Annotated in this window: 26 protein-coding genes, 2 pseudogenes and 1 other annotated feature; of the genes and pseudogenes, 4 read left to right on the top strand and 24 right to left on the bottom strand. The window is 30.2% G+C overall.

Annotated elements, in window-relative coordinates; genetic code table 11:
• Positions 1–108: 108 nt before the first annotated feature.
• Entirely contained in the window at positions 109–1,065 is a 957-nt protein-coding gene (locus ABGT36_RS04715; RefSeq protein WP_346677022.1) for a hypothetical protein, read from the bottom strand.
• 230 nt (positions 1,066–1,295) lie between these two features.
• On the opposite strand from ABGT36_RS04715, the gene ABGT36_RS04710 reads away from it, so the two are divergent.
• On the top strand, positions 1,296–2,114 hold the full coding sequence (locus tag ABGT36_RS04710; RefSeq protein WP_346677020.1) for a Cof-type HAD-IIB family hydrolase: 819 nt from the start codon (positions 1,296–1,298) through the stop codon (positions 2,112–2,114).
• A 1,325-nt stretch (positions 2,115–3,439) separates the two neighbouring features.
• Here the strand turns inward: ABGT36_RS04710 and ABGT36_RS04705 are convergent.
• The gene (locus tag ABGT36_RS04705; RefSeq protein ID WP_346677018.1) at positions 3,440–3,745 is read right to left on the bottom strand and encodes a type II toxin-antitoxin system RelE/ParE family toxin; all 306 of its coding nucleotides are present in this window, start codon (positions 3,743–3,745) and stop codon (positions 3,440–3,442) included.
• Entirely contained in the window at positions 3,738–4,028 is a 291-nt protein-coding gene (locus ABGT36_RS04700) for a type II toxin-antitoxin system Phd/YefM family antitoxin (RefSeq protein WP_087303509.1), read from the bottom strand. The genes ABGT36_RS04705 and ABGT36_RS04700 overlap by 8 nt, the downstream gene beginning before the upstream one ends.
• A gap of 374 nt (positions 4,029–4,402) precedes the next feature.
• On the opposite strand from ABGT36_RS04700, the gene ABGT36_RS04695 reads away from it, so the two are divergent.
• Complete coding sequence (locus tag ABGT36_RS04695) at positions 4,403–4,699, top strand: hypothetical protein (RefSeq protein WP_346677016.1); 297 nt, start codon at positions 4,403–4,405, stop codon at positions 4,697–4,699.
• A gap of 57 nt (positions 4,700–4,756) precedes the next feature.
• On the opposite strand, the gene istB is transcribed toward ABGT36_RS04695, so the two are convergent.
• Positions 4,757–5,515, bottom strand: coding sequence for an IS21-like element helper ATPase IstB (istB, locus tag ABGT36_RS04690; protein ID WP_346677014.1), 759 nt, complete (start codon positions 5,513–5,515; stop codon positions 4,757–4,759).
• Positions 5,512–6,824 (bottom strand): annotated as a pseudogene (gene istA, locus ABGT36_RS04685) (IS21 family transposase). Before istA ends, istB begins: the two are co-directional and overlap by 4 nt.
• A 113-nt stretch (positions 6,825–6,937) precedes the next feature.
• Between istA and ABGT36_RS04680 the strand changes: the two are divergent.
• Positions 6,938–7,339, top strand: a pseudogene (locus ABGT36_RS04680) (transposase); the annotation flags it as partial.
• Positions 7,340–7,553: 214 nt separating this feature from the next.
• Here the strand turns inward: ABGT36_RS04680 and ABGT36_RS04675 are convergent.
• Together ABGT36_RS04675 and ABGT36_RS04670 are read right to left on the bottom strand one after the other, a co-directional pair.
• Entirely contained in the window at positions 7,554–9,215 is a 1,662-nt protein-coding gene (locus tag ABGT36_RS04675) for a DAK2 domain-containing protein (protein WP_087301137.1), read from the bottom strand.
• A gap of 12 nt (positions 9,216–9,227) precedes the next feature.
• Positions 9,228–9,584 carry an Asp23/Gls24 family envelope stress response protein gene (locus ABGT36_RS04670; RefSeq protein ID WP_087301139.1) on the bottom strand — a complete coding sequence of 119 codons (357 nt, stop codon included), beginning with the start codon at positions 9,582–9,584 and terminating at the stop codon, positions 9,228–9,230.
• 237 nt (positions 9,585–9,821) lie between these two features.
• On the opposite strand from ABGT36_RS04670, the gene rpmB reads away from it, so the two are divergent.
• Complete coding sequence (gene rpmB / locus ABGT36_RS04665) at positions 9,822–10,007, top strand: 50S ribosomal protein L28 (RefSeq protein WP_087301142.1); 186 nt, start codon at positions 9,822–9,824, stop codon at positions 10,005–10,007.
• Between the two features lie 124 nt (positions 10,008–10,131).
• On the opposite strand, the gene dnaJ is transcribed toward rpmB, so the two are convergent.
• From dnaJ to ABGT36_RS04580, 17 genes are all read right to left on the bottom strand, one after another.
• The gene (gene dnaJ / locus ABGT36_RS04660; RefSeq protein ID WP_087301145.1) at positions 10,132–11,256 is read right to left on the bottom strand and encodes a molecular chaperone DnaJ; all 1,125 of its coding nucleotides are present in this window, start codon (positions 11,254–11,256) and stop codon (positions 10,132–10,134) included.
• A 55-nt stretch (positions 11,257–11,311) separates the two neighbouring features.
• Entirely contained in the window at positions 11,312–13,132 is a 1,821-nt protein-coding gene (dnaK, locus tag ABGT36_RS04655) for a molecular chaperone DnaK (RefSeq protein WP_087301148.1), read from the bottom strand.
• Between the two features lie 16 nt (positions 13,133–13,148).
• Entirely contained in the window at positions 13,149–13,703 is a 555-nt protein-coding gene (gene grpE, locus ABGT36_RS04650; RefSeq protein WP_346677011.1) for a nucleotide exchange factor GrpE, read from the bottom strand.
• A gap of 11 nt (positions 13,704–13,714) precedes the next feature.
• The gene (hrcA, locus tag ABGT36_RS04645) at positions 13,715–14,767 is read right to left on the bottom strand and encodes a heat-inducible transcriptional repressor HrcA (protein ID WP_296882056.1); all 1,053 of its coding nucleotides are present in this window, start codon (positions 14,765–14,767) and stop codon (positions 13,715–13,717) included.
• A 160-nt stretch (positions 14,768–14,927) separates the two neighbouring features.
• Positions 14,928–16,022, bottom strand: coding sequence for a radical SAM family heme chaperone HemW (gene hemW / locus ABGT36_RS04640; protein ID WP_346677008.1), 1,095 nt, complete (start codon positions 16,020–16,022; stop codon positions 14,928–14,930).
• Entirely contained in the window at positions 16,012–17,226 is a 1,215-nt protein-coding gene (locus tag ABGT36_RS04635) for an L-serine ammonia-lyase, iron-sulfur-dependent, subunit alpha (RefSeq protein ID WP_087301160.1), read from the bottom strand. The genes hemW and ABGT36_RS04635 overlap by 11 nt, the downstream gene beginning before the upstream one ends.
• Positions 17,227–17,234: 8 nt before the next feature.
• Entirely contained in the window at positions 17,235–18,182 is a 948-nt protein-coding gene (holA, locus tag ABGT36_RS04630; RefSeq protein ID WP_300078775.1) for a DNA polymerase III subunit delta, read from the bottom strand.
• 46 nt (positions 18,183–18,228) lie between these two features.
• Complete coding sequence (locus ABGT36_RS04625) at positions 18,229–20,223, bottom strand: DNA internalization-related competence protein ComEC/Rec2 (RefSeq protein ID WP_346677006.1); 1,995 nt, start codon at positions 20,221–20,223, stop codon at positions 18,229–18,231.
• Positions 20,214–20,675, bottom strand: coding sequence for a ComEA family DNA-binding protein (locus ABGT36_RS04620; protein ID WP_346677004.1), 462 nt, complete (start codon positions 20,673–20,675; stop codon positions 20,214–20,216). The genes ABGT36_RS04625 and ABGT36_RS04620 overlap by 10 nt, the downstream gene beginning before the upstream one ends.
• Positions 20,676–20,785: 110 nt before the next feature.
• Positions 20,786–21,778, bottom strand: a complete 993-nt coding sequence (ruvB, locus tag ABGT36_RS04615) for a Holliday junction branch migration DNA helicase RuvB (RefSeq protein ID WP_087301173.1) — start codon at positions 21,776–21,778, stop codon at positions 20,786–20,788.
• Positions 21,779–21,789: 11 nt separating this feature from the next.
• Positions 21,790–22,350 (bottom strand): Holliday junction branch migration protein RuvA, encoded by a 561-nt coding sequence (ruvA, locus tag ABGT36_RS04610; RefSeq protein WP_087301176.1) that lies wholly within the window; start codon positions 22,348–22,350, stop codon positions 21,790–21,792.
• 123 nt (positions 22,351–22,473) lie between these two features.
• On the bottom strand, positions 22,474–23,757 hold the full coding sequence (gene obgE, locus ABGT36_RS04605) for a GTPase ObgE (protein ID WP_087301179.1): 1,284 nt from the start codon (positions 23,755–23,757) through the stop codon (positions 22,474–22,476).
• An 85-nt stretch (positions 23,758–23,842) separates the two neighbouring features.
• Complete coding sequence (gene rpmA, locus ABGT36_RS04600) at positions 23,843–24,127, bottom strand: 50S ribosomal protein L27 (RefSeq protein WP_087301182.1); 285 nt, start codon at positions 24,125–24,127, stop codon at positions 23,843–23,845.
• 3 nt (positions 24,128–24,130) lie between these two features.
• Positions 24,131–24,454, bottom strand: a complete 324-nt coding sequence (locus ABGT36_RS04595) for a ribosomal-processing cysteine protease Prp (protein WP_087301186.1) — start codon at positions 24,452–24,454, stop codon at positions 24,131–24,133.
• Positions 24,454–24,762 (bottom strand): 50S ribosomal protein L21, encoded by a 309-nt coding sequence (rplU, locus tag ABGT36_RS04590; protein WP_087301189.1) that lies wholly within the window; start codon positions 24,760–24,762, stop codon positions 24,454–24,456. The genes ABGT36_RS04595 and rplU overlap by 1 nt, the downstream gene beginning before the upstream one ends.
• A gap of 23 nt (positions 24,763–24,785) precedes the next feature.
• Positions 24,786–24,854, bottom strand: a sequence feature (ribosomal protein L21 leader region).
• Between the two features lie 40 nt (positions 24,855–24,894).
• Entirely contained in the window at positions 24,895–25,638 is a 744-nt protein-coding gene (locus tag ABGT36_RS04585) for a site-2 protease family protein (RefSeq protein ID WP_346677001.1), read from the bottom strand.
• Complete coding sequence (locus tag ABGT36_RS04580) at positions 25,613–26,188, bottom strand: M23 family metallopeptidase (RefSeq protein WP_346676999.1); 576 nt, start codon at positions 26,186–26,188, stop codon at positions 25,613–25,615. Before ABGT36_RS04580 ends, ABGT36_RS04585 begins: the two co-directional genes overlap by 26 nt.
• Positions 26,189–26,193 lie beyond the last annotated feature (5 nt).

Genomic DNA, 26,193 nt, shown 5'->3' with positions numbered 1-26,193 from the left:
TCATCACCATATATTCTTTCTATTTTAGCTATATCATTACATCTTTTATTTATACATTTAAATTATAAACCTTAATATTTATCCGTAAAAATTTTTTTAACATTGGTTTTAATCCATATTTAAAATATATCTTGCCTCTTTAGCCTGATTATTTTGAATATCATTTTTCATTTCTTCATCACTTTTATCTTGTAGATAAATATAGGCTTTGTTGTCTTGAAAATATACTGCAAAATACTCATCTACATCTTTATTTGATACCAGGTTATAACAATTTTCACTTCTCTTTTCTAATGTATAAGTCGTACTTTCATCATTACTTTCGCGATCTTTATTATAGACACCTAGTTCAGCCTGGCTATAATCTTTTTGAACTTCTAAAAATGTTTGTAAAGTATATCCTCTTGCATTAGTATAGACATCAGAATAATAAGTCATGGTAGTATAAATGTCATCAGAAACAGAATCAGATATTCCCTGTTGATCAATCAACTGTGGAACAGGGATGAAATCTTGATATTGGCTATAATCGATATCAAATTCTTTTTGATAATCATCTAATAGTGTTTGCCATGCCTGATTAGCCTCATTTAATAGTGGCATATTATCAAAAGAAATCTGCTGCTTAGAAGCATCCAGCTCTCCTTTTGCTTTTTCTTCATAATTTTCTGTATAAGTCATATGATATTTTTGGTACTCTTCATCATAAGATTCTATTTCTAGCTGGTATACATCTTGATTTACTTCTTGTTTATATATATAAGAAACTGTTTTTTGCTGATTATTATTTTGTAAAGAAAACATCACGGTATTCTTTTGTGCATCAGATGTAAAAATTTGTCTTATAACGATACTTCGGTGATTAGGATCTGCTGCTATTGAAGTATCTTCTACCCCTATAGACCATTTATCATCATCATAACTATTTTCATCTAAATCATCTTCAACAGCCTGTACAGTAGCTTGCCAAAAGTCCTGTTTTTGACTTTGAGGCTCTACTGATTCTTGTTGACTACATCCCACAAATAAAAGCATAAAAAATAAACACAATATAATTTTTTTCATAATATTAATCTCCCAAAAATATTTTACAACATATTCTTTTTTTATTTTAACATAGTTTTCTACACCACTAAATAATAAATCATAATGGTGTTTTACATCAATGTTTACTATCACCCTCTATTTTAGCTATTTATTGATGATAACGATAAAGTAATATCGTTTTATCATTATTATTCCTTAGTTTTTTATGTTATAATGCCTATATATATGAAATAAAGGAGAATCGATTCATGGCTATAAAAATGATTGCTGTTGATATGGATGGAACATTTTTAGATGAAAATTCATCTTATAATCAAGAGCGTTTTAATCAAATTTATCAAATTTTAAAAGAACGCAAAATTCGTTTTGTTGTGGCAAGCGGAAATCCATATCTTAAACTTCAAAATTGCTTCCCAGAGATTAAAGATGAACTTACTTACATTGCCGAAAATGGTGGCTATATTATAGATCAAGGGGTAGAACTTTTTTCTGCTCATCTTTCAACTCAAGATAGCCAGCTTATTATTGATGCACTTAAAACAATGCCTGATGTGCTATGCTGGGTTTGTACCAAAGAACAATCTTATACTTTAGAAACATTACCTGAACAGTATTATCAAATGTTTCTTCCATATTTTCCAAATGTTAAAAAAATTAAAGATTTTAAAGATATAAAAGAACCAATTGTTAAATTTGCTTTATATCTTCCTCAAAAAAATGTCAGTGAACGTATTCATGACCTTACAGAAATCGTTAGACAAAAAGCAAGAATTGTTGATAGCGGACATTACTGCATTGATATTATTCCTCAAAATGTTAGTAAAGGACATGCTATTGAAATTCTTATGGATAAGTTAGATATTTCAGCCGATGAAATCATGGCTTTTGGTGATGCTGAAAATGATATCGAAATGTTAAAAAAAGTTAAGTATGGATATGTTATGGAAAATGCTAAAGATTTTATGAAAGAACAGTTTCAATGGATCGCTCCTTCTTTTAATGATGAAGGTGTTTTAGAAGTAATTGAACACTATCTTAAAAATGATTCTTTTTATAATAAAAAATAAATTATTTTTAATTTAGAAAAACATGCGATTTAATAAAAATATCCCCTTTTATAAAGAAAGGGGATATTTTTATTAAATGTAAATATGCTTTATATAATCAATAAATAAAAAAGTAACTCATTTATATTAATAAATTTCTTGTAAAAAGAACCAGTTTGTAAACTGATTCTATCTTACTTTTAATTTTACAAAACTACAATCTGAAATAATAATCATTTCGTTATTGATCATATATCCAAAAACAATACCTTTTATAACAAAATGTCGAATATTTTATCATTAGTTAGCATTTCATACATTACTGAATTTATTTTTAAATGATTTATAACTTTTTTGAAAATTTTATTCTGTTCTCTTTTAAAAACAGCTAAACACTCTCATCAACAACAACCTTCACACTACAATTCTTCTTTTTCTAGAAGTTTAATAAATTCGCTATCTGAATATATCTTTGCTTTTTTTCTTTAATAAGATGAGTTTTTTTCTTGTGTTATTTAATTTACAATAATTTTTTTAGATTTTCTTTATTTACAACATATCTAGGTTATTTGATAATTACTAATTCTGATTGCTTAATATTTTAATATTAATAAAGTAGATATAATAATTCTAATATTTGTTCTTTTGTTTCAATAGGTTCAAACCAATTTGCTGTTGTTCCCTTTTGGAATATTGCTGTAGCAATATCTTCTAATTGTTCTTTGATTATTTCTTGATTGAACTCTGATAAATGTGTTGGTGGATAGGTTACACTAAATTGTAACAGTTCTCTTAGAAACTGTCCAATTTAGTGTAACCTATCCAAGATGCTATCTGCACATTTTATAATACAAACATATTTTTTGTTGATAACATACATTTTAAATCCTATATGATATAATCTTTTTTTTTTGAAAAATATCTATATCAACAAAATTTTATAAAACACCTATAAAAATTATATTTTTCCAGATATAAGAACAAATTTTGACTCCACATCTTATTAACATTTTCTTTTTATAAGCATCTTCCTGGCTTCCGAAGCACTCATTGTTGGCTTTCCATTTAATCTACTGATTTCTGCTTCCAATATACTGACACGTAAATTCAATAACTGTTCTCTTTTTCAAATGTTTCAATGCTCATAAAAACGCCATCACATATACCATTCTCTATGATAAATATTGGTTCTTCAGATTCTTTAGCTAACTTAGAAATAGTTGAATATTTATTTTTTAACATTGCCGAAGATTTAAAAATAACACTTCATCACCTTCCTATATTGATTGTCAATAACAATATCAATTTTACACGGTAAATTTACCATGTAAAATTGATATCTTTTCTTAAAATAACTGTTTAACATAATCCTGCAGGCGATGTAGTATTCGTATAATCAAAATAGTTTCTTTAGTAATTTGATAAAATATAATGTAATTATCACATCTTAAAAATCGAAACCCACTATCAATATTATTTTCTAAATACCATACCGTTCCAAGCTGGGGATATTCCTTAAGTTCACCAATTTTATTGAGAATTCCTTTTGCTGTTTTTTCTGCTGCAATCGGATTATTCAAATCATCATAAATATAATCATAAATTCTATCCAAATCTTTTCTTGATTTTGGTGAATAAAATATTTTAATCATTGTTGAATCTCTTTTCAAAATGTTTTAGCATTTCATCTTCATCAATCCATCCTTCTTCATTAGCAGAAACAACACTTTCATTCAACATGCTCATAAGTTCCATCTCAGCAACAAGCTTATCATACTTCATTGCTTTTTCATACATTTCCTCCTGTTCATTGATATCCATAATCGTATAACAACCATGACCATTTTTTGTCAAATAAACAGGTGAACCAACAGATACTTTTTCTAGCACTTGATTATAATTTCTTAAATCTGAAATAGGTTTAATAACTGGCATAACAATCACTCCTTACATCATTATTATACACATCTATTAAGAATTATTCAACGTAATATTTTTAGAAGAATTATACTAATAATTGATTTTCCATTCTTTTATTATATTCCTCAATAGCTTTATCTATTTCTCTTTGCTGTTCATTTGATACTTCTAAAATATATGATTTAATTCTTATTTCAGATAAATATTTTCTGGTACGATAATTTCTTTTCTTTGAAAATGAGCTGCTTTTTTTACTATTTGTCTGATCATAAATATATTCGTTTTTTTTATAATTCTGTAAAATATAGTGTGACTACTATAATCACACTAATGTATTTAAACCGGGATATAATGTACAATTTGGAATAAGTGATGGATTTATTAGAAATGTGTATGTAAGCAGTGACTGTAATGATTTACCAACATATATACCATTTATGGAGAAATATTATCAGGCATATGGAGAATACCCGGAAAAAACACCAGCAGATGCCGGATATGGAAGTTATGATAATTACATGTTCTGTAAAAAACATGAGATAGATTTATATATGAAATATTCGGGATATTATAAAGAACAGGAAAAAAGACAGAAAAGAATCAATTCAGGGTATCTCAAATGCGGCAGGAAGATGGAAGTTATGTGTGTCCACTATAAATGTCAATATAATTTTGTACAAAAATGATCATTTATGATGTACAATTGTGTTCCTTCTCAATATAATCAAGAGCATTTTTAAGTATTAGGATTCCTCTTCATTTGGCTTCATTTGATCTTTTAATCGATAGGATTTACCCGTTATAGTTACCACGTGCGCATGATGAAGGATTCTGTCTAAAATAGCGTTTGCCATGACCACATCACAGAAGACTGCATCCCACTCACTAAAATTGATATTTGTTGTTAATATCGTGCTTCTTTTTTCATAACGTCTATCTATCAATTGAAAAAACAATTTCGCATCATCTTTATTAATCGGAAGATAGCCAAGTTCATCTATGATCAGTACTTTATATTTGGTAAAATGGCGAAGTCTATCTTCCAATCTGTTCTCGTTATTTGCTTTCTTCAATTGTTGAATAAGATTATGACATTTGATGAAATATGTACTATTTCTACGCTTTGCCGCGGCAATGCCTATACTTACAGCCAGGTGTGTTTTACCTACACCACTATTACCCAGAAATACGATGTTTTCACAATTCTCGATGAATCTGAGTGTCTCAAAATCCAATATCTGCTGTTTGTTTATTGATGACTGAAAATCAAAATCAAAATCCCTTAATTCTTTATGATGAGGAAATGCCCCTACCTTAACCATTGACTTGACCATATTCTTTTCTCTATGATCGATTTCTATCTGCGTCAATTTGATCAATCCTTCTGTAAAAGATAGATTGTTTCTGGTTATATAATCCAACATCTCATCTAAATTTTCATTCATTTGACTTAACTTCAAGTAATTCAGGTTATTTTTCAATTGCATATATGTACTACTCATTGTATATTTCTCCTATCAAATTTAAATTTGCCTTAGCTAATTGTTTGATTTCATCCGAACTGTCTTTAAAACTTACTTCATATATTTTTTGATAATGTTCTTCATGATAATTATATTTTGATTGAGATATTTGATGAATTGTTATAAGTCTTGTGTTAGAATACACATGTATATAATCATCAAATATCTGTAGTTTCACTGTTTTACCAATATATTCTGGTGGTGCGGAATATTTATTACCTTTATAGGAAAACAAACTCTGTGAATCTACTTTTACTGGTCTAATGGTGATTTTATACTGATTTCTTATCTTTTCTTGTGGTAAAGGGGATAAGAAATCTTTTTCTTTTTGGATATGAAGTTTCGGAATTTTTCCTATTTCACTGTGCACCTGGCAATTATTTCTTTCATTGATTTCCATTACTTTTTCATTCAGTTGTGCATAGTTCAGCTTCCCATTATAAGCATATAGTTCATCCCATAATTTCATTGGCGCTTCAACCTTCCCTTTACTCCATGGTTTTCCGGCAATACAAGGTTTCACTATAAAGCCATAATCATCCGCAAACTGTTGAAACTTTGCATTGACCTTTCCACTCGAATATTCTGTTCTTGCCTCATCCATAACTGTTTTCATATTATCGGTTTTTAAGATGTCAGGCACACCACCAGCTGCTTCAAATGCCTGATCAAGATAATGAAACAGAGCACCCTGCTTTTTTGTAAGTGAGATGAAATTAATCCTATATCTTGAATAGGAATATACAAGTGCAAAGATATTTAATTCAATAACCTCACCTGTGCTTAAGGTATAATGCATATTTTCCTTCCAATCCAATTGTGCCTCAACTCCCATACCAGTCTCTCTTTTGATTGACCGATGATTTGTCATATTGTTTCTAATTTTACCATTTACTGTCCTGTTTGTTCTGCCATTAAAGTATTTATCAAATTCCTCATGCTGGCTGATCCACTTTCTAAAATGGGAAGCTGAGCACTCTAATCCATGATTATCTTTTAGATATTGCCATAAAACTCTTTTATAAAAGAAAACCTGAGTATTTTGATTGATCAGCAAGTCATATATTATTTGATAAAAATTATCTAACTTACTTTTTCTTTCTCTTTTCTTTGGCTTAGTATAACCATTCATATATTTATCAATCAATCTTCTATCTACACCAAGCTCTCGGGCAATTTGTGATTTATTTATTTTCAATTTTAACTCCTCTACTAATACTTTCAATTTTGGTAAATCAAGTAAACAATTAATCTCAATACTTGAACTAACTGTTAAATTCATAATCATAATATAACCTCCAATAAAAACTGAATTATTATATTATGTTGAATTGATTTTGTACATTTTTATATGATCGTTTTTGTACATATTAATAGTAGCATTTATATCCACAGGGATATAAATTTGAATTTGTGAGAGAAACGATCAATACCAAAGGGCAATATAAGAAAGTAAATCAGATACTGGAAAATAAACATTGCGAAGGATGCCCGTTAAAATCAAAGTGTACAAAAAGCAAAGGCAACCGAAAAATAACAAATAATGAAAAATTAAATCAGATGAAGAAAGAAGTAAGAGATAATCTGGCTAGTGAAGTAGGAAAAGAATATATAAAATGGAGACAGATATATTCAGAAGGAGTATTTGGGATATTAAAGGAAGATCATCATTACTCAAGATTAAGAAGAAGAGGAGAATCTGGAGTCAAATTAGAAATAACGCTGGTCGCAATAGGATTTAATATTAGAAAATATCATAAAATGATGATGGAGAAGCGAAAAAAAGAAGCTCTAATTAATTAAAAAGATCCAAAAAGTCCTTGAAAAAAACTGATTTTGAAACAGATACCCTTATTGCGCCTAAAAAAGGCTTTTTTTTTAGGCAAAAATTAATTAAAAATAGCAAAAAAATTAAATTTTCCAAAAAATAATCTTCAAAACAAAAAAAGAAGCTGTAACGCTTCATTAAAGGTTAAAAAAACCTCCTTTCGTTACAGCCCCTTTTTGAGATTTTTATTTATTCGACACCTACAATAAATGAGTATACTGGTTGTTTTCCATCGATTACTTCTAATTCAACATCAAAATTATCTTCAACGAAGCTTTCGATTTCTTCAACATCTTCATCATTTACATCTTCACCACAAATTAGTGTAATGATTTCAGAATCATTATCAATCATATTTTCTAATACAACTTTTAATGCTTTTAATTTATTATCTTTACAATCTATTATATTCTTTTCAACCAAAGCCATATAATCATTTGCTTTAATTTCAACACCATCAATTACAGTATCTTTAATTGCAAATGTTACTTGTCCTGTTTTAACATTACCAACAGCTTCTGTCATATCAGCAACATTTTCATCAAGTGTAGCTTCTGGATTGTACATAATACATGCTGATAATCCTTGTGGAATAGTTTTAGTTGGAATTACAATTACATTTACTTCATCTTCTAAAATAGTTGCTGTTTGTTGAGCAGTCATTACAATATTAGAATTGTTAGGTAAAATAATTACATTTTTAGCATTAACTTTTCTAACTGCTTGAACCATGTCTTCAGCAGAAGGATTCATAGTTTGGCCACCACTAACAACATAATCACAATGTAACTCTAAGAAAGAATCACGTAAACCATCACCTGCACATACTGAAATAACTGCAGTTTCTTTAGCAGGTCCTTTATCATTAGCTTTGCTATCATCAACGCCTACAATTGATCCTGCACTACCTTGAATTGCATCATTTTGCTCTTGCATATTTTCAATTTTGATTTTTACGAATTCTCCAAAACGTTGAGCAATATTTAAAGCATTTCCTGGTTTCATAGTATGAACATGGACTTTAACAATTTCTTCATCTTGAACAACTACGATACTATTACCTGGTAAAAGTTCTAATTCTTTTTTTAGTTGATCTTCTTTAAATTTAGTTACTAATGAAGGTTCTAGTCTAATAATAAATTCTGTACAATAACCATAACCATCTTCGCCACTTTCAACACTAGCAACAGCACTCATAGCTGTATCTGATGATGATTTAATCTCAACATAATCAACTCTTTCACCAGCTAGAGCAGCCATAAATCCTGTAAATACAAGTAATAATCCAGCACCGCCACTATCTACTACACCAACTTCTTTTAAGACTGGTAATAATTCTGGTGTTCTTTCTAATGCTAATTCAGCTTCTTTTACGAAATAAGAGAAAACATCTTCAATTTCCATGCCTGGCTTAGCATATTTCATTGTTGCTTCACTAGCTTCTCTAATAACTGTTAGTATTGTTCCCTCTACAGGTCTCATAACCGCTTTATACGCTACTTTAGCGCCGTTTTGCAATGCTTCAGCCCATAACATAGCATCGGCACTTTCATGACCTTGTAAAGTCATTGAAATACCTCTAAAAATCTGTGATAAAATTACCCCAGAATTTCCACGGGCACCCATTAATAACCCTTTTGACAACTTTTTAGAAATATCTCCAATATTATTAGAATCAAAATTATCTACTTCTTTTGCCCCAGCAGAAAAAGTTAATGACATATTAGTACCAGTATCACCATCAGGAACTGGAAAGACATTTAATGCATCGATTTCTGGATAATTATTATGCAATGTATTGGCACCACATAAAACCATCTCTTTAAATAATTCACCTGTTACTTCTTTCATCTTCTATCTCCTCTACTCTACTTCTCGTATACCTTGAACGTAGACATTAACTGCTTCTACATTTACATCTAAAGTAGACTCAACTACATATTTTACCTTTTTTTGCACCTCATGCAATACTTCTGTAATTTTGATTCCATATCCCAATATAACATAAAGATCTAAAATTAGACCACTTTCTCCATTATGGGCAACAATACCTTTCGAATAGTTTTCTTTTCTTAAAAGATCATAGTAACCATCTTTAAGTCTTTTTTGGCTAGCCATTCCTACTACTCCATAGCATTCGATTGCGGCACCACCGGCAATAGTAGCTACAACATCTAAAGAAATGTTGACAGTTCCCATATTATTATTTTTTTCAATCATCTATATGCCTCCTTGTATTCGTTTAAAAATACTATCTCTAACAATTATATCTTAAATAATAACTCTTGACAATTCTTAGAGCTAGATTTTATTCTAGCAAACTATTAAAATTTTTCAAGATTTATTTTTTATCGAGAAATTAATACTTTTTTATAAAAAGTAATTGCTTTTTACGAGCAAAGATGATAATATATTGCAGTACGTAAAAAACACTACTAAAGATAAGGAGGAGAACCCATGTCAAGAAAATGTCAAATCAGTGGTAAAGGACCAATGTCTGGAAATACACGTTCACATGCATTAAATGCAAGTAGAAGAAAATGGAATGTTAATTTACAAAAAGCCACTATTTTAGTAGATGGTAAACCTACAAAAGTAAGAATTTCTGCTAGAGAATTAAGAACTTTAAGAAAATCAGCTTAGTAATATAAATAGTACGCAAGTACTATTTTTATTTTATCCAAAATACAAAAAGTAATAACTAAAAAAAGAAAGGTATGTTTTTTTATTAAAGCATATCTTTCTTTTTTATATATTAAAATTTAATTTATTTTTTAAATTGACGTTTAAATGCATCAAAAATTGATTCTTTTTTCTTAGATAATTTTGAAAGCTTTTGATATAATTCTTTTTCTTCTGAAGATAATTTAGTAGGAATCTTAACTTCAATTCGTACCATTTCATCCCCATAATTACTACTATGAAGATCTTTTACACCTTTACCTTTTAATCTTAAAATAGTTCCAGATTGTGTTCCAGCTGGGATTTTAACTGTTACATCCCCTTGAACAGTTGGAACATCAACTTCACATCCTAAAGTTGCATCAACATTAGAAACCGGAACAGTAATATGAATGTTACGACCATCACGTTTAAAATGTGGATGACTTCCTACTTGAATTTCAACAAATAAATCACCGTTAGGACCACCGTTTACACCACGGCCACCTTTGCCAGCGACACGTAATTGCTGGTTAGAATTAATACCTGCAGGAATATCCAATTGAACAGTAACTGTTTTAGTCTCATAACCACGTCCATGACAATGAGGACATTTTTCTTTAACAACCTTACCAGTACCATTACAATCAGGACAAGTTGTTTCTGTTACAAATGTTCCAAAAGGAGATCTTTGTTGTTGCTGGATAGTTCCGCGACCACCACAGCGAGAACATGTTTGAACATCATTTGGATTTTTTGCGCCACTTCCATTACAGTGGCTACAAGGTGCATCATAAGTTATTTTAATATCTTTTTTAACGCCTTTTACTGCTTCCATAAAATCAATATTTAAACGCATTAAGCGGTCTTCACCACGTCGTGGTCCATTGTTTCGTTGACGACTTCTTGCACCACCGCCAAAAAACGAACCAAAAATATCACCTAAATCGACATCTTCAAATCCAAATCCGCCAAATCCACCAGCACCGCCATTTCCAGCACCTTGTTCAAAAGCAGCATGACCAAAACGATCATATGTTGCTTTTTTATTTGGATCAGATAATACTTCATATGCTTCTTGAACTTCTTTGAATTTTTCTTCAGCACCGGGCTCTTTATTGACATCGGGATGATATTGTTTTGCTTTTTTACGATAAGCTCGCTTGATTTCATCAGCTGAAGCTTGTCTACTTATTCCTAAGACTTCATAATAATCTCTTTTTTCAGCCATATATTCACCCTCTTTATACTAGTTAAAACCAAGGCGGCAAAGCCTTGGCTTTAAATTAATTCTTTTCTTCAAAATCTGCATCAACAACATTGTCATCTTGGTTATTTGTTGTACCAGATGTGTTAGTATTTGCACCAGCATTATTGTTTTGTTGTTGATATGCATATGAAGCCATTTGTTGTGCCATTTGTTCTAATTCAGACATTTTAGCTTCTAATGTAGCCATATCATTGTTATCTAATGCAGTCTTTAATTCATCTCTTAATTTTTGAGCTGATTCTTTTTGTGTAGCATCAATCTTATCACCTTGTTCAGCTAAAGCTTTATCGATTTCATTGATCATTTGTTCAGCTTTATTTCTAGTTTCGATTTCTTTACGTTTTTTCTCATCTTCAGCTTTATTAGCTTCAGCTTCTTTAACCATACGATCGATTTCTTCATCACTTAATCCACTAGAGTTTTGGATAACGATTGATTGTTCTTTTTGAGTTTTTAAATCTTTAGCTTTAACATTTACGATACCGTTAACATCAATGCTGAAAGTAACTTCGATTTGTGGTACACCACGAGGTGCTGGTTCAATTCCATCTAATTTAAATAAACCTAATTGTTTATTATCTCTAGCCATTGATCTTTCACCTTGTAATACGTTGATATCTACAGCAGGTTGATTATCAGCAGCTGTTGAGAAAATTTGTGATTTAGTAGTTGGAATAGTTGTATTTCTTTCGATTAATACTGTCATTACACCACCCATAGTTTCGATACCTAATGATAATGGAGTAACATCTAATAATAATACGTCTTTAACATCACCAGCGATAACACCACCTTGAATTGCTGCACCCATAGATACAACTTCATCAGGGTTTACTGATTTATTAGGTTCTTTTCCTAATAATCTTTTTACTGATTCTTGAACTGCAGGAATACGAGTTGAACCACCAACTAATAATACTTGATGAATTTCAGTTGGTTGCATACCAGCATCTGATAATGCTTGACGAACTGGTCCTTCAGTTCTTTCAACTAAATCACGAGTTAATTCATCAAATTTAGCTCTTGTTAATGTTAATTCCAAATGTAATGGTCCACTAGCTCCAGCTGAAATGAATGGTAATGAAATTTGTGTTTGCATAGTTCCTGATAAGTCTTTTTTAGCTTTTTCAGCAGCTTCTTTAATTCTTTGCATTGCCATATTATCAGCAGATAAATCAATTCCTTGTTCTTTTTTGAATTCTTCAACAACCCAGTTCATGATTTTTTGGTCAAAATCATCTCCACCTAAACGGTTGTCACCAGCAGTTGCTAATACTTCAAAAGTACCATCAGCTAAATCTAGGATTGATACGTCGAAAGTACCACCACCTAAATCATATACTAATACTTTTTGTTCTTTATCTAATTTATCAAGACCGAATGCTAAAGCAGCAGCAGTTGGTTCGTTAATAATACGTTCTACTTCTAATCCTGCGATTTTACCAGCATCTTTAGTTGCTTGACGTTGCGCATCGTTGAAATATGCTGGAACAGTAATTACAGCTTTAGTAACTGTTTCACCTAAATATGCTTCAGCAGTAGCTTTTAAGTTTTGTAAAATCATTGCTGAAATTTCTTGTGGTGTATAATCTTTACCATTTACATGTTCTTTATGGCTAGTTCCCATATGTCTTTTAATTGACATAACTGTATCTGGGTTAGTAACTGCTTGACGTTTTGCAGCTTCACCAACAATAATTTCACCATTTTTAAATGATACAACAGATGGAGTTGTACGATTTCCTTCTGGATTAGCAATAACTTTTGCTTCACCATTTTCCATAACACTGACACATGAATTTGTAGTACCTAAGTCAATACCAATAATCTTACTCATAATAACATTCCTCCTATTACTCACTAACTTTTACTAAAGATGCACGAATAACGCGATCTTTTAACATATATCCTTTTTGTAATTCTTCAACAACCATATTTGGTTTAAAATTCTCATCTTTAACTGTCATTACAGCTTGATGGAAATTAGGATCAAATTCTTCACCTTCAGCTTTGATCACTGTAACTCCTTGAGCTTTTAAAACTTCCATCAATTGAGAATAGATCATTTCATAACCCTTTAAAAAGTTCTTGATTTCATCACTTGGATTAACGATTGCTAATGATCTTTCAAAATTATCAACAACCGGTAATAACTGTTCAATAAATGATTGCATCATAAATTTCATGGCATTTGCATGTTCATTTTGCAATCTCTTTTTAAGATTTTCCATATCTGCAAATACTTTATAATAATCTGTTTTCCAAGCATTTACTTCTTCCATCAAATCATTAATTTGCTGTTCAGCCGATTTTTCTTTATCTTCATCAATATTTTCTGTTTCTTCAACTACTTCTTCAGTAGTATCTTCTACTGTTTCGTCTACTACATTATTTTCTTTATCGCTCATTATATTCACCTCTATTCATCGTTTGAATCATCATCTGTCTCATCAAATTCTTCAAAGAAAGCTTCTTCAATATTCTTTGAAATATACTCTACTAAGGAAACTACTTTTTCATATGGCATCCTTGTCGGCCCAATTACTGAAATAGATCCCTTGGTTCTTTCTCCGGTCTTAAATGAAGCAGAAATAACAGAAACATCTTCAATTTCATTTATTGGTGAATCAGAACCAATTCTTACCGTAACCCCTTCTTCATTGGATAAAGGCTGTAAGAAATTCCATACTTGAGAGTTTTCAAATGCACTAACGATTCTTCTCAACTTATTAACATCGTTATACTCTGGCTGGTACAACATATTCTCTTTTCCTGAAAAGTAAACGTTGCTAGAAGCAAAACGAACAAACGCTTCAAGAAAAGCATTGAATAATTCTTCATGTTCCTTGATTTTAACTGACAAAATCGGTTTTACATCTCTTTCTAAACGAAATGCAATCTGATCGATTGGAGTTCCAATCAACAAATCATTCATAACGCCAACACAGCTTAATAAGTCTTCCATCTTATGATCTCGATTAATATCGAAAATTTTATTTTCAACATGTCCTTGATTAGTAATAATAATCGCAGTTACTCGATTTTCATTTAATGGCACAACACTTATTTGCTGTAATGTATCAAAGCTAGAATCAGGTCCTAAAACCACTGATGTTAAATGAGTTAAATCACTTAACATCTCACAGCTATCTTGAATAATTTCATTCAAACTGCGGTGACGATCACTAAAAATCTGAGCCACCTGGTTTTTTACACCTTCATCTAAATCATGCTTTGCTAGATTATCAACATAAAAACGATAACCTTCAATCGAAGGAACTCGTCCTGAAGAAGTATGAGTTTTTTCAATATACCCGTATTCTTCAAGATTACTCATCTCATTTCGAATGGTTGCACTTGAATATGGCAATTGGTATTTATTCATCAATGTCTTTGAGCCTACTGGTTCTGCAGTTTCAATAAACTCATCAACAATACATTTAAATATTAATAATTGCCTTGCTGTTAGCATTAGTTTCACCACCCTTAGCACTCATCTTTCCTTTGTGCTAAATACATTATACATCTTTTTTTAGCACTGTCAACATCTTTGTGCTAAAAAATAAAAAAACAGCTAAATATCCTATATTCATCAAAAATATTAATGAATACAAGCTATCAAGCTGCTTCTTTTATAAAAAATCGATCAAAATATTATTTAATAAATATATCGATTCCTCATTACATTTTAAATGGTCATTTTCAATAACCAACGTTTTTAACTTCAAATGCTTTAAAAGCGCATCAGGATAAACATCCATAACAGTAACACCATATCTTCTTTTAAATTCATTTAGATCCAATCCAGCTGTTAATCTAAGTGACATCATCAAATGATTAAACATTGTATCTTCTTTAGAATAAGTAGTTTTATCAATAATATTTTTTCTTTTTAAATAAGCATTTAAATTCCGATTATGTTCATATAAACAATCATCAACTTTACCACTAGCACCTATTCCAATCCCATAATAATTATCATAATGCCAATAAGCTAAGTTATGAATTGATTGATAACCTGGTCTTGCAAAATTACTAATTTCATATTTATAAAAACCAAGCGTTGCAAGTTCATTATCAATCAAGCGATTGATTTGTAACTCTGTTTCTTCATCCAATAAATGATAATCCTGATTTTTTAAAACAGTATGATCTTCTAAAATTAATGCATAATAAGAAATATGCTGAATATTTAATTTAGAAACTTCCAGTAAATCTGCTTTTATATCCTGATAAGTCTGTTTTGGTAGTCCATACATTAAATCAATGGAAATATTATCAATGTTGAACTCATGAGCCATCTTTATTACATTATAAACTTGCTGTTTATTATGATGACGATTAATTGCCTTTAAAATTTCTTCATTAAATGATTCAACACCGATACTCAACCGAGTGATCCCGCCATCTTTTAAAATTTTCATTTTCTTATCATCTATACTTTCAGGATTAACTTCAATACAAACCTCCTGTAAAGAATCACTTAGATAAGGTTTGATCATCGCCATTAAAAAAGATAACTGCTGGTAATTTAAAGAACTAGGTGTCCCTCCACCAATATAAATGGTCTTTAGCGGTTCCTTAACTACAAGACCATCCAATTCTTCTTTTAAAACCTTAAGATACTCATCTACTATTTTTTCTTGATAAAATACTTTGCAAAAATCGCAGTATGCACAAATATCCTGACAAAAAGGAATATGGATATATAAAGAATTAGTCTTCATCTTCAAAACCAAATTCTTTAGCTAAACCACCTAAAGAAGTTTCTTTATAAGCACTATTTAAATCTTTTCCTGTTTCTTTCATTACTCTTACTACTGCATCAAAAGAAACTTTATTTTTTCTTAAATATCCTAATTGCTTAGCGTACATTGCCGCATCCATAGCTCTTAAAGCGCCAAAACCATTTCGTTCAATACATGGAATTTGAACATAACCACCAATAGGATCACATGTCAAACCTAAATTATGTTCTAAGCCCATTTCTCCTGCATATTGAATCAAACTATTATTAAGCTCTAAAATCCAGCCATAAGCAGCTGCTGCCATAGCACAAGCACTACCAATTTCAGCCTGGCAGCCACCATCAGCCCCAGAAATCGTTGCATTTGTTTTAATAACATTCCCAAATATTCCTGCTACCGCTAAAGCTTTGATAATTTCTTTTTTTGGTAATCCTAACTGTTTATAACAATAATACAATACTGCTGGTAATACCCCGCTAGCACCACAAGTTGGTGCTGTTACTATTTGATGACCACAAGCATTTTCTTCACTAACAGCATAAGCATAGCTACTAACAAGTAACCGATCTCGTTCACCTGAACGTCGAGTATTAATAGCTTGTTGATACATTGATTTAGCTACTCTTTTTAATTTTAATCGTCCTGGAATAATTCCTGTTGCTGCTAATCCTGATTCAACACATTTAAACATCGCATCAATTACTTCATATAAATATGCTTTAAAATCTTCATCTTCAAACTCAAGAGTGTAATGATAAAGATTAATTCCCTGTTTTTCACAATAATCAAGAATTTCTTTTAAATTATGATGTGGATAAACTTGTTTAGGTGGCGCAATTTTAGCATTATCATACATTAAAGTACCACCACCAACTGAATATACCGTAATCCGATCGATTTCTTTACCATCTTGATAAATTACAAAAATCATTCCATTTGGATGTTTAGGTAAGGCCTCACTTACAAAATGAATTTTAACTTTATCTTTACCTAAAGTTTCTTCGATAATATAATCAGTAAGATGCCCCTTTCCTGTTAAAGCTAATGAACCATGTAAATACACTTCAAAATGATCGGCATCAGGATATGTTTCCTTAATTTTTAATGCTGCTCTTTGTGGCCCCATTGTATGCGAAGAAGAAGGCCCCACCCCTATTTTAAATAATTCACGTAACGACTCCATATATCCTCCTAAATTCTAATCATAAATAATTCTAGTCCAACTTTTTTATCGATTTTCCCGGTTTTAATTTCAACATCAAGTTTTGATAATTGATCAATACATTCTAATAATTCATTAAGATCATAGTCTTGTCCTTCTTGTCGTAGATATTTCAATCGATAATGATTAATACTTAATATCTTTCCAATTTCTTTATCATTATACCCTTTTCGAACCAATAATTTCACTTGATAAATCAATCGCATTTGATTAGCTATCAAGACAATTAGTTTTATAGGCTCTTCATTTAAAATCATCAAATCATGATAAATCATGAACATTTTTTGACGATCTTTTTGTAAAATAGCACTTGTTAAATCGAAAACATTTTCATCCAACGGTTTACTTACTAATGTATCAACAATATCATAGGTTATATGTTTACTATACAAACATAATTTTTCAACTTCATTGGCCACTTTTTCTAAACTATCATCAACCCGTTTTAATAACAGTTCTAAAGCATCATCATCAATCGTTGCATCACGACGTTTTATTGCTTTACGAGTACTATCAGATATTCGATAGTGATTAACTTTATCATACTTAAAAACTTCAACACTACCTAAAAGCTGTTTAACAACTTTCTTTCTTTTATCAAAATCATCACCATTATAATAAATTACAAAAATAGTTCCCTGATTATCCGTTAAACATTTTTCAAAATATTTTAACTGTTCATCATCCTTTTTAACCTTTTTGGTTGTTAAAAAGACTGGATTTTTTAAAATAACCATCTTATTATCAGTAAAAAAAGGAGGGGTAATCAAATCTTCATAAACATCTTTCATTCGATCTTCATCACCACGAAAAACAGAAATATTCATGTTTTCATCATTACAATTATATTCCTTTTTTAAAGATGCCAGTTTTTGTTCCATTAAAAAACGTTCTTCACCATATATTAAACAAATCATCTAAATCCCTCCAGTAATCCAATTATAGCCCATTTAGATAATAAAGTCATTGAAAAATATAATTATCATTACCATAATATACAATCTTTACCATTCCCATTTGATCACTACGATAAACCTTAACACCATAATCATGCAACCTTTGAATAACATCATCATGGGGATGACCATATAAATTCCCTTTACCACAGCTAATCAAAGCAATTCTAGGCTTTATTTTTTCTAAAAACAAGGCACTTGTAGCTGTATTACTGCCATGATGAGATACTTTTAAAATATCCACTTTTAAATCCGGATATGTTTCAACTAACTGCTTTTCTACCGTAGTTGAAATATCTCCAGTAAACAAATATTTTAATTTGTTAACCGTTGCAACGAATACCAAAGATGAATCATTGCTATCATCACTTAATGGTGTTTTTAACATTTCTATTTCAACATTACCAATAGTCATCTTTTCTTGATATGTTGTAATTGTTTCTTTAATTTTAATCTTTTCACTCAATGAATCATAAGCACCACTATGATCAAAATCATCATGAGAAATAAAAACATAGTCTAATTCAAACACGCCAATAGAACGCAAATATGGTACTAGGGTAACTTCAGCCAAATCAGTATTTTTCAAACCACCCGTATCGATTAAAATATTGCCAAGTTTAAATGGCTGTTGGATTAAAAAACAATCTCCTTGACCAACATCGATCATAACTACTTGCCCATAAATTTGATAATATGGTTTAAAGTAAAATGCAATCATTAAACTTAGTAGTAACATTATTTCATGATAAATTTTTTGTTTAATATTTACTTTAAATAATAATTTAAAATAAATAAAATAAAAAGCTAACAAGAAAAATAACGATGGTTTCATAAAATTAATAAAAATTGAAAAATCTTCACAAAAAACAATTATATTATTCAACATTGTTATAACTAAAGATGTAACCGGCTTAAAAAAGCTGCCAAACAATGTATATAGCCATAATAATTGATATAATAAACTAACTAATGGGGTTAAGATAACCCCCAAGATAAAAGATAATAAATTAATACGATATTGAATTGTCAGAATAATTGGAATGCTACCTATATATAGTAATAAGTTAAGATATTTGTGGCGATTAATAAATATAATTAATAAATACATAAAATAAGAAAAGATAAATGATAAGTTAAAAATAATATATGGATTCATATAAATCATTATTAATGCAACTATCCCTAAACTATCTAAACGATTTAAATATTTTTTAAAAAGCGTATTTAAAACCATTACTAAATACGCTCGTAAAAAAGAAACATTAAAAGGAATAATATAAATATAAAAACCAATTATTACTAAACAAAAATGTTCTAAAAATCTCTCTGGTAATAAAAAGCCTAATGGCTTTTTTATTATTCCTTTTAACATATGGATATGTAATCCTGATAAAGCAAATAAATGAACAACTGATAAATTAGTTAATTGCTGATAATAATCATTGATCAATTCATCTTTAACTCCAATAATAAACATCGAAGCATAACTATTAACTAAGTCCTCACCTGCAAAACGACTTTGTAATTTTTGTAACAACGTTTCATGCTTTTGACTAGAAATAATATTTGTTAAAACGGCATTATTAGTAATCCCTCGACTATATAAATAATGTTTATAGTTAAAGGCATTATCATTTGTTGGTTCTCTAATATCAAAATATGATACTTTAATTTCTAGTTCATCGCCTACAGCAAAACCAGTAAAATTACCATATACTTTTACTTTAGTAGCAGCAGTTTGGATTACAACACTACTATCATCTTGACTAATTATAGTACCTTGTAAATAAGGATCACTACAACTTTGTGGATAATGCATGATCATTACAAAAGCGATTGTAAAAACTATCATTAAAATTAAATTAACCCAGTTTAGACGATAAACAATAAATACACTATATCCTAATACAAAAATTATAAAAACTGGATGCACTAAAATTGTTATTATTACTAGCAAACAAAATAGGGCATAATAAGAAATACTATATTTTATAAACATAATAATTCTCGAATACGCAAATAGGTCTTTTCACCTATTCCTGATACATTTTGAATATCTTCAATTGTTTTAAAGGGTGTTTGATTTCGATAATCAATAATCTTTTGAGCAGTTTTTGGTCCAATTCCTTTAATTGTCATCAACTCATCTATTGTTGCATTATTTAACGATATTAATTCTAAACTAGTATCAGGAATATAAAAAACGGATTGACTTTCTAACACAACTGTCTGGTCAAATCCGTATACATTTTCAATCTTTAATTTTTCCAATACATCCCCTATTGTCGGTGTTTGATTAAAAATTAATGTTTCATTATAGCACCCTTCAACAATAATTGTAATTTCAGGTTCTAAAACAATTTTTGCAACATTTTCTTCAGGTAAGACAAATGAATATACAGTAGATATTAATAATACAATCAATAAGCCAATTATCTCATGTTTTTTCATCCATATCGCCTCCTTTATTACAAGACAATTATTATAATCTAACTACAAATCTTTTTAGCTTACCTAATAATTTTTGTTTTAAAGGATAATAAAAAAGACTGCAAAGCAGTCTACTTATCAAAAGGAATATTTAAATGATGGTAGGCCTCAGCAGTAGCAATTCTACCGCGGGGTGTTCTTTTAATCAAACCAATCTGCAATAAATATGGTTCATAAACATCTTCAAGAGTTTGGGGTTCTTCACCAATTGAAGCTGCTAATGATTCTAATCCAACTGGTCCTCCTTTAAAACGCTGAATAATACCTAATAAATATTTATGATCCACTTCATCCAACCCTAAAGTATCGACTTTTAAACGATCTAAAGCATCGATTGTTCTTTCCTTAGTTATGATATCTTCACCATTAAACTGAGCAAAGTCCCTTACCCGTCGAAATAGTCGATTAGCAATTCTCGGTGTTCCTCGTGAACGCATCGCTAAAGCCGATTTAGCATCATCATCCATTGGCATATGATAGATACGACTAGTTCGATCAATGATAGTTTTTAAATCTTTTTCGTCATAATATTCCAATTTAGAAATAATTCCAAAACGATCACGCAATGGTGCTGATAAGTCACCAGCTCTAGTTGTTGCTCCTACTAGAGTAAATGGTGGCAAATCAATACGAACAGAACGAGTTGAAGCCTCTTTACCAATTACTACATCAACACAAAAATCTTCCATTGCTGGATAAAGAATTTCTTCAACTACTTTATTTAAACGATGAATTTCATCAATAAATAAAACATCACCAGGCTCTAAAGCTGTTAAAATAGCTACTAAATCACCGGTTTTTTCAATACTAGGTCCAGTTGTAATTTTAATATTCTTTTCCATTTCATTAGCGATAATCATTGACATCGTCGTTTTTCCTAATCCTGGAGGCCCATATAGTAAAACATGATCCAATGATTCATTCCTTAACTTAGCGGCACCAACAAAAACTTTTAAATTTTCTTTTAAATCTGTTTGACCAACATATTCATCAAACGAAGAAGGACGTAAAGTACTTTCTTCATCTTCAACTATATTAACATCAAGAACCTCATTTCGTGACATTTCCATCCTCCTTATTTAACTAATAAACTTAAAGCTCTTTTTACATAACCATTAGTATCTAATTTTTCATTTTTAATGATTTTTAACACTCGATCAACTTCACTTTTACGATAACCTAAAGCCATCAACACTTCTTTAGCTTCTTCAATATCTTCGTTATTAACCAAAGTTTCCAATACTCTATTTTTAAATTTCCCTTGTAAATCTAAAATAATTTGTTGTGCCGCTTTAGGACCAATACCTGGAATCTTTTTTAAATATGATACATTACTAGTTTCAATAGCATTAATAATACTATTAACATCACCAGTAGCTAAAATTCCCATTGCCGTTTTACAACCGATTCCTTTAACTAAAATTAATTTTAAAAACATTTCTTTTTCTTCACTGGTTTTAAACCCATATAAAAAGATGCCATCTTCTTTGACATGCTGATATAAATATATTTTAACTTCCTCTTTGGTAAATTCATAAGGATTACTTACATATATTAAATAACCAATCCCATTATTTTCTACTACAATATGATCAACATTTATTTCAACAATTTTCCCAACTATATAGCTATACATCGCTAACTCCTTTATAAATATTATACTATAACAAAGCTTATTTTTTATCTCAAATTTGTATCAAAATCACACGACCAATTATAACACCGTCATTAAAAAAAACCAACTAGAATTACTAGCTGGTTATTCGTAATATTCAAACTCAAAATCTCCAATTTTTACATTATCGCCATCTTGAGCTCCGGCTTGACGTAACGCTTCATCAATTCCCATATTACGCATTTTAATTAAGAAACGTTTTAATGAATCATCACTAACTAGTGAAGTCATTGCCACCATTCGTTCAATTTTCTTACCAGTAATTGACCAATTACCATTACCTAAATTATGTAATTCAAATGGTTTAGTTTCTTCTTCATTCATTGTATAAACAACAGTATTTTCTTCTTCATCTTCAAGAGTGTAGACTGGTGCATTTGCTAGAGCATCAGCAACCGCATATAATACTTGATCAACACCTTCATGAATAATAGCACTGATTGGGAACACTTTAACATCTTCGCCAACTTTTTCTTTAAAACGCGCTAAATTTTCTTCAGCACCTTCTTCATCCATTTTATTGGCAACAATAATTTGAGGTCGTTCTAATAAACGATATTGGTACTCACCCAATTCTTTATTAATTGTTACATAGTCTTCATATGGATCACGACCATCAACAGCCCCCATGTCAATTATATGAACAATAACACGACAACGCTCAATATGACGTAAAAACTGATGTCCTAATCCTTTTCCTTGTGCTGCTCCTTTAATTAAACCAGGTAAATCAGCCATAACAAAACTACGACCATCTTTAACTTGAACAACTCCTAGATTAGGTACGATAGTTGTAAAATGATAATCAGCAATTTCAGGACGAGCTCTAGTAACTACTGATAATAATGTTGATTTCCCTACTGATGGAAAACCTACTAATCCAACATCGGCTAATAATTTTAATTCGCAAATTAAATCAAAATTTTCACCAGGTTCACCACGTTCACAAATTTGTGGTGCCGGATTTCTTGAAGTTGCAAAACGAGCATTTCCACGACCACCGCGGCCACCTTTAGCAATTACAACTCTTTGCTTATCTTCTGTTAAATCAGCCATTATCTTACCAGTAGCCTCATTAATAATTACTGTTCCTACCGGCACTTTAATAATTGTATCAATCGCGTCTTTACCATGCATTTTTTTAGGCATTCCATTTTGCCCGGCAGGTGCTTTATATAAACGATTATATTTTAAATCCAATAATGTTGAAAGTGAAGTAGTAGCGACAAAAACAACACTGCCACCTTTTCCACCATCGCCACCAGCTGGCCCTCCTTTAGGGACATGGGCTTCACGACGAAAGGCAACTGTTCCATCACCGCCTTTTCCAGCTTCAACTCTAATTTTTGCTTTATCAATAAACTGCATCTAGCCACCTCTTTTCCTTTAATTATATTATGCTACAAATTATTTAATAATTATACAACAAAAAATCCCTTTTCAGGGATTTTAATTATGCAGCAGGATAAACTGAAACTTGTTTACGGTTACGTCCTAGTCTTTCGAATTTTACGATTCCATCAACAGTAGCAAATAAAGTGTCATCTCCACCTTTTCCTACGTTTGTACCAGGATGAATTTTAGTTCCTCTTTGTCTATAAATAATAGATCCGGCTGTACAGAATTGCCCATCAGATAATTTAGCTCCTAATCTTTTAGATTTAGAGTCACGACCATTCTTTGTTGACCCAACCCCTTTTTTAGAAGCGAATAATTGTAAATCTAATTTGAACATCATATCTTACACCTCCATAATAGATATTTTAATATACTGACTATAGCTTTCAACCATTGTTTCCAATATTACAACAAGTGTCTCTAGCACCACTTGGCAAATATCATCCACTTGATTAACAACTACATTTATATAACCTTCATCAACCTCAATTGTTCCTAAATTACGATTTAAAAAATCTTTTTTCACTAGCATATTTAATGTACCAATACTAGCTGTAGAAACACCGGCACATACTAAATCTTTACCATATTCATCACTATTAGCATGACCACTTATTTTAAGATCAACGATATAATTATCTTTCTTTTTTACTGTTACTTTAATCATTAACCATTAATTGTATTGATTACTAATTTTGTATAAGGTTGTCTATGACCTTGTTTTTTGTGATAATGTTTTTTAGGTTTATATTTGTAAACAACAACTTTCTTTTCTTTACCTTGTTTTTCAACAGTTGCTTCTACAGTTGCACCTTCAACATAAGGAGCTCCTAATTTGATTGTTTTATCACCGATTGCTAAAACTTTATCAAAAACAAATTTTTCTCCAGCTTCAACATCTAATTTTTCTACAAAAATAGTATCACCAGCTTCAACTTTTAATTGTTTTCCACCTGTTTCAATAATTGCGTACATATTTCGCACCTCCTATAATATTTTTAATATCTAAGACTCGCCAACCAAGGCAGCTATGCTTTAATACCTCTTATGTGCGGTTGTAGCTAGAGGTCTACAACAAGTGAATTATATAATTTTAACCTCGTTAAGTCAACTGTTTTTTAGGTTTTTTATCAATTCATATAAAACCTGTTTTTCATTATAATAATGATCATCAATTAAATAATAATTATTATATGGTCGATAAAAACGATATTTATAATTTAGTTTAATTTTTTTATACGGATTACTTTCAAGCCGGTTTAAATATAAACGAATGACCATAAAACGAAACTCTTTGATATATTGATAATTAACATATATTAAATAACCATAAATAATTAAATACCCGAGTTGATGATACAAAACAATTAATAACGATAAAGACATAATCGATATTTTAATTTGAATCTTAATAGCCTGATAATAATCAACAACTAATGATAAAAGCAATAATAAAATTTTTGAACCATCTAAAGGATAAATAGGCAACAAATTAAAAATCAACACTAATCGATTTACCGCCAGTAAATAATCACTAGTAAAAAAACAGCTAATAAATATATATAAAACAAAATGAGTAACTAGTCCCCCTAATAACATTACTAGTTCTTCTACAATATGATGCATTCCATAATCTTCTAAACTTAAAAAAGCCCCAAAAGGCATAATTTCAACTTTTTCCATTTTAAAATTAAATTTCTTAGCAAAATAATAATGACCATATTCATGAATACATACGATTATTAACGCACTTAAATATTGTCTTAAATTATTATTTAAACAGGCAGCTAATAAATATATCAAAGTAAAAGGATGGAGATACCAATCATTCCATCCTTTGATACTCTTCATAAGTTATTTCCTCACCTAAATATTCAAATTTTAAAATCAACTGTTCTTGATAACTGCCTAATATCATTCCTTGGGCAACTTCATCATATAAAGCAACCATCACATTATCAATATTTCCATAAGTTATTTCAACTTCATCTTTTCCTAAAACAGTTACATAACTGCCAGAACCGTCATCGATCCCGGTTTCTATTACTCGTCCATCAGTTATACTTAATACCTCATTACTATTATTTTTAAAATAATCACCACTAATATTTTGATAAGTTACTGCACTTGAAACAGAAACATCTTCATCTGGCAAAAAAGAAAATAAAGTATCCGAAATCCAGCTAGTAACTGCTTTATAATTAGCATCATTTAAAACCATTTCTTTAATGCTGCTATTAGGGTTTAATTTAACATATGATAACGATACTAAAGCAACAACAATTACAACCATAAATTTAACCATAAAATTATAAAAACGTTTAAAATTATCATCATTTAATGGTTTCTTGGCGCCACGCCTTTTTTGTATTCGTTTTCGCACTTCATCTAAATCGTCCATTACAT

The organism is Erysipelatoclostridium sp. An173 (assembly GCF_963931465.1).
In the GTDB taxonomy this organism is placed as follows: Bacteria; Bacillota_I; Bacilli_A; order Erysipelotrichales; family Coprobacillaceae; genus Thomasclavelia; species Thomasclavelia merdavium.
Note: the sequence above shows the minus strand (reverse complement) of the source record. Positions and strands in the feature narration are given on the sequence as shown.

Excerpts from the sequence above, each read along its gene's own strand:
- ABGT36_RS04715 (WP_346677022.1), bottom strand. The coding sequence starts at position 1,065 with ATGAAAAAAATTATATTGTGTTTATTTTTTATGCTTTTATTTGTGGGA.
- ABGT36_RS04710 (WP_346677020.1), top strand. The coding sequence starts at position 1,296 with ATGGCTATAAAAATGATTGCTGTTGATATGGATGGAACATTTTTAGAT.
- ABGT36_RS04705 (WP_346677018.1), bottom strand. The coding sequence starts at position 3,745 with ATGATTAAAATATTTTATTCACCAAAATCAAGAAAAGATTTGGATAGA.
- ABGT36_RS04700 (WP_087303509.1), bottom strand. The coding sequence starts at position 4,028 with ATGCCAGTTATTAAACCTATTTCAGATTTAAGAAATTATAATCAAGTG.
- istB (WP_346677014.1), bottom strand. The coding sequence starts at position 5,515 with ATGAGTAGTACATATATGCAATTGAAAAATAACCTGAATTACTTGAAG.
- ABGT36_RS04675 (WP_087301137.1), bottom strand. The coding sequence starts at position 9,215 with ATGAAAGAAGTAACAGGTGAATTATTTAAAGAGATGGTTTTATGTGGT.
- ABGT36_RS04670 (WP_087301139.1), bottom strand. The coding sequence starts at position 9,584 with ATGATTGAAAAAAATAATAATATGGGAACTGTCAACATTTCTTTAGAT.
- rpmB (WP_087301142.1), top strand. The coding sequence starts at position 9,822 with ATGTCAAGAAAATGTCAAATCAGTGGTAAAGGACCAATGTCTGGAAAT.
- dnaJ (WP_087301145.1), bottom strand. The coding sequence starts at position 11,256 with ATGGCTGAAAAAAGAGATTATTATGAAGTCTTAGGAATAAGTAGACAA.
- dnaK (WP_087301148.1), bottom strand. The coding sequence starts at position 13,132 with ATGAGTAAGATTATTGGTATTGACTTAGGTACTACAAATTCATGTGTC.
- grpE (WP_346677011.1), bottom strand. The coding sequence starts at position 13,703 with ATGAGCGATAAAGAAAATAATGTAGTAGACGAAACAGTAGAAGATACT.
- hrcA (WP_296882056.1), bottom strand. The coding sequence starts at position 14,767 with ATGCTAACAGCAAGGCAATTATTAATATTTAAATGTATTGTTGATGAG.
- hemW (WP_346677008.1), bottom strand. The coding sequence starts at position 16,022 with ATGAAGACTAATTCTTTATATATCCATATTCCTTTTTGTCAGGATATT.
- ABGT36_RS04635 (WP_087301160.1), bottom strand. The coding sequence starts at position 17,226 with ATGGAGTCGTTACGTGAATTATTTAAAATAGGGGTGGGGCCTTCTTCT.
- holA (WP_300078775.1), bottom strand. The coding sequence starts at position 18,182 with ATGATTTGTTTAATATATGGTGAAGAACGTTTTTTAATGGAACAAAAA.
- ABGT36_RS04625 (WP_346677006.1), bottom strand. The coding sequence starts at position 20,223 with ATGTTTATAAAATATAGTATTTCTTATTATGCCCTATTTTGTTTGCTA.
- ABGT36_RS04620 (WP_346677004.1), bottom strand. The coding sequence starts at position 20,675 with ATGAAAAAACATGAGATAATTGGCTTATTGATTGTATTATTAATATCT.
- ruvB (WP_087301173.1), bottom strand. The coding sequence starts at position 21,778 with ATGTCACGAAATGAGGTTCTTGATGTTAATATAGTTGAAGATGAAGAA.
- ruvA (WP_087301176.1), bottom strand. The coding sequence starts at position 22,350 with ATGTATAGCTATATAGTTGGGAAAATTGTTGAAATAAATGTTGATCAT.
- obgE (WP_087301179.1), bottom strand. The coding sequence starts at position 23,757 with ATGCAGTTTATTGATAAAGCAAAAATTAGAGTTGAAGCTGGAAAAGGC.
- rpmA (WP_087301182.1), bottom strand. The coding sequence starts at position 24,127 with ATGATGTTCAAATTAGATTTACAATTATTCGCTTCTAAAAAAGGGGTT.
- ABGT36_RS04595 (WP_087301186.1), bottom strand. The coding sequence starts at position 24,454 with ATGATTAAAGTAACAGTAAAAAAGAAAGATAATTATATCGTTGATCTT.
- rplU (WP_087301189.1), bottom strand. The coding sequence starts at position 24,762 with ATGTACGCAATTATTGAAACAGGTGGAAAACAATTAAAAGTTGAAGCT.
- ABGT36_RS04585 (WP_346677001.1), bottom strand. The coding sequence starts at position 25,638 with ATGAAGAGTATCAAAGGATGGAATGATTGGTATCTCCATCCTTTTACT.
- ABGT36_RS04580 (WP_346676999.1), bottom strand. The coding sequence starts at position 26,188 with ATGGACGATTTAGATGAAGTGCGAAAACGAATACAAAAAAGGCGTGGC.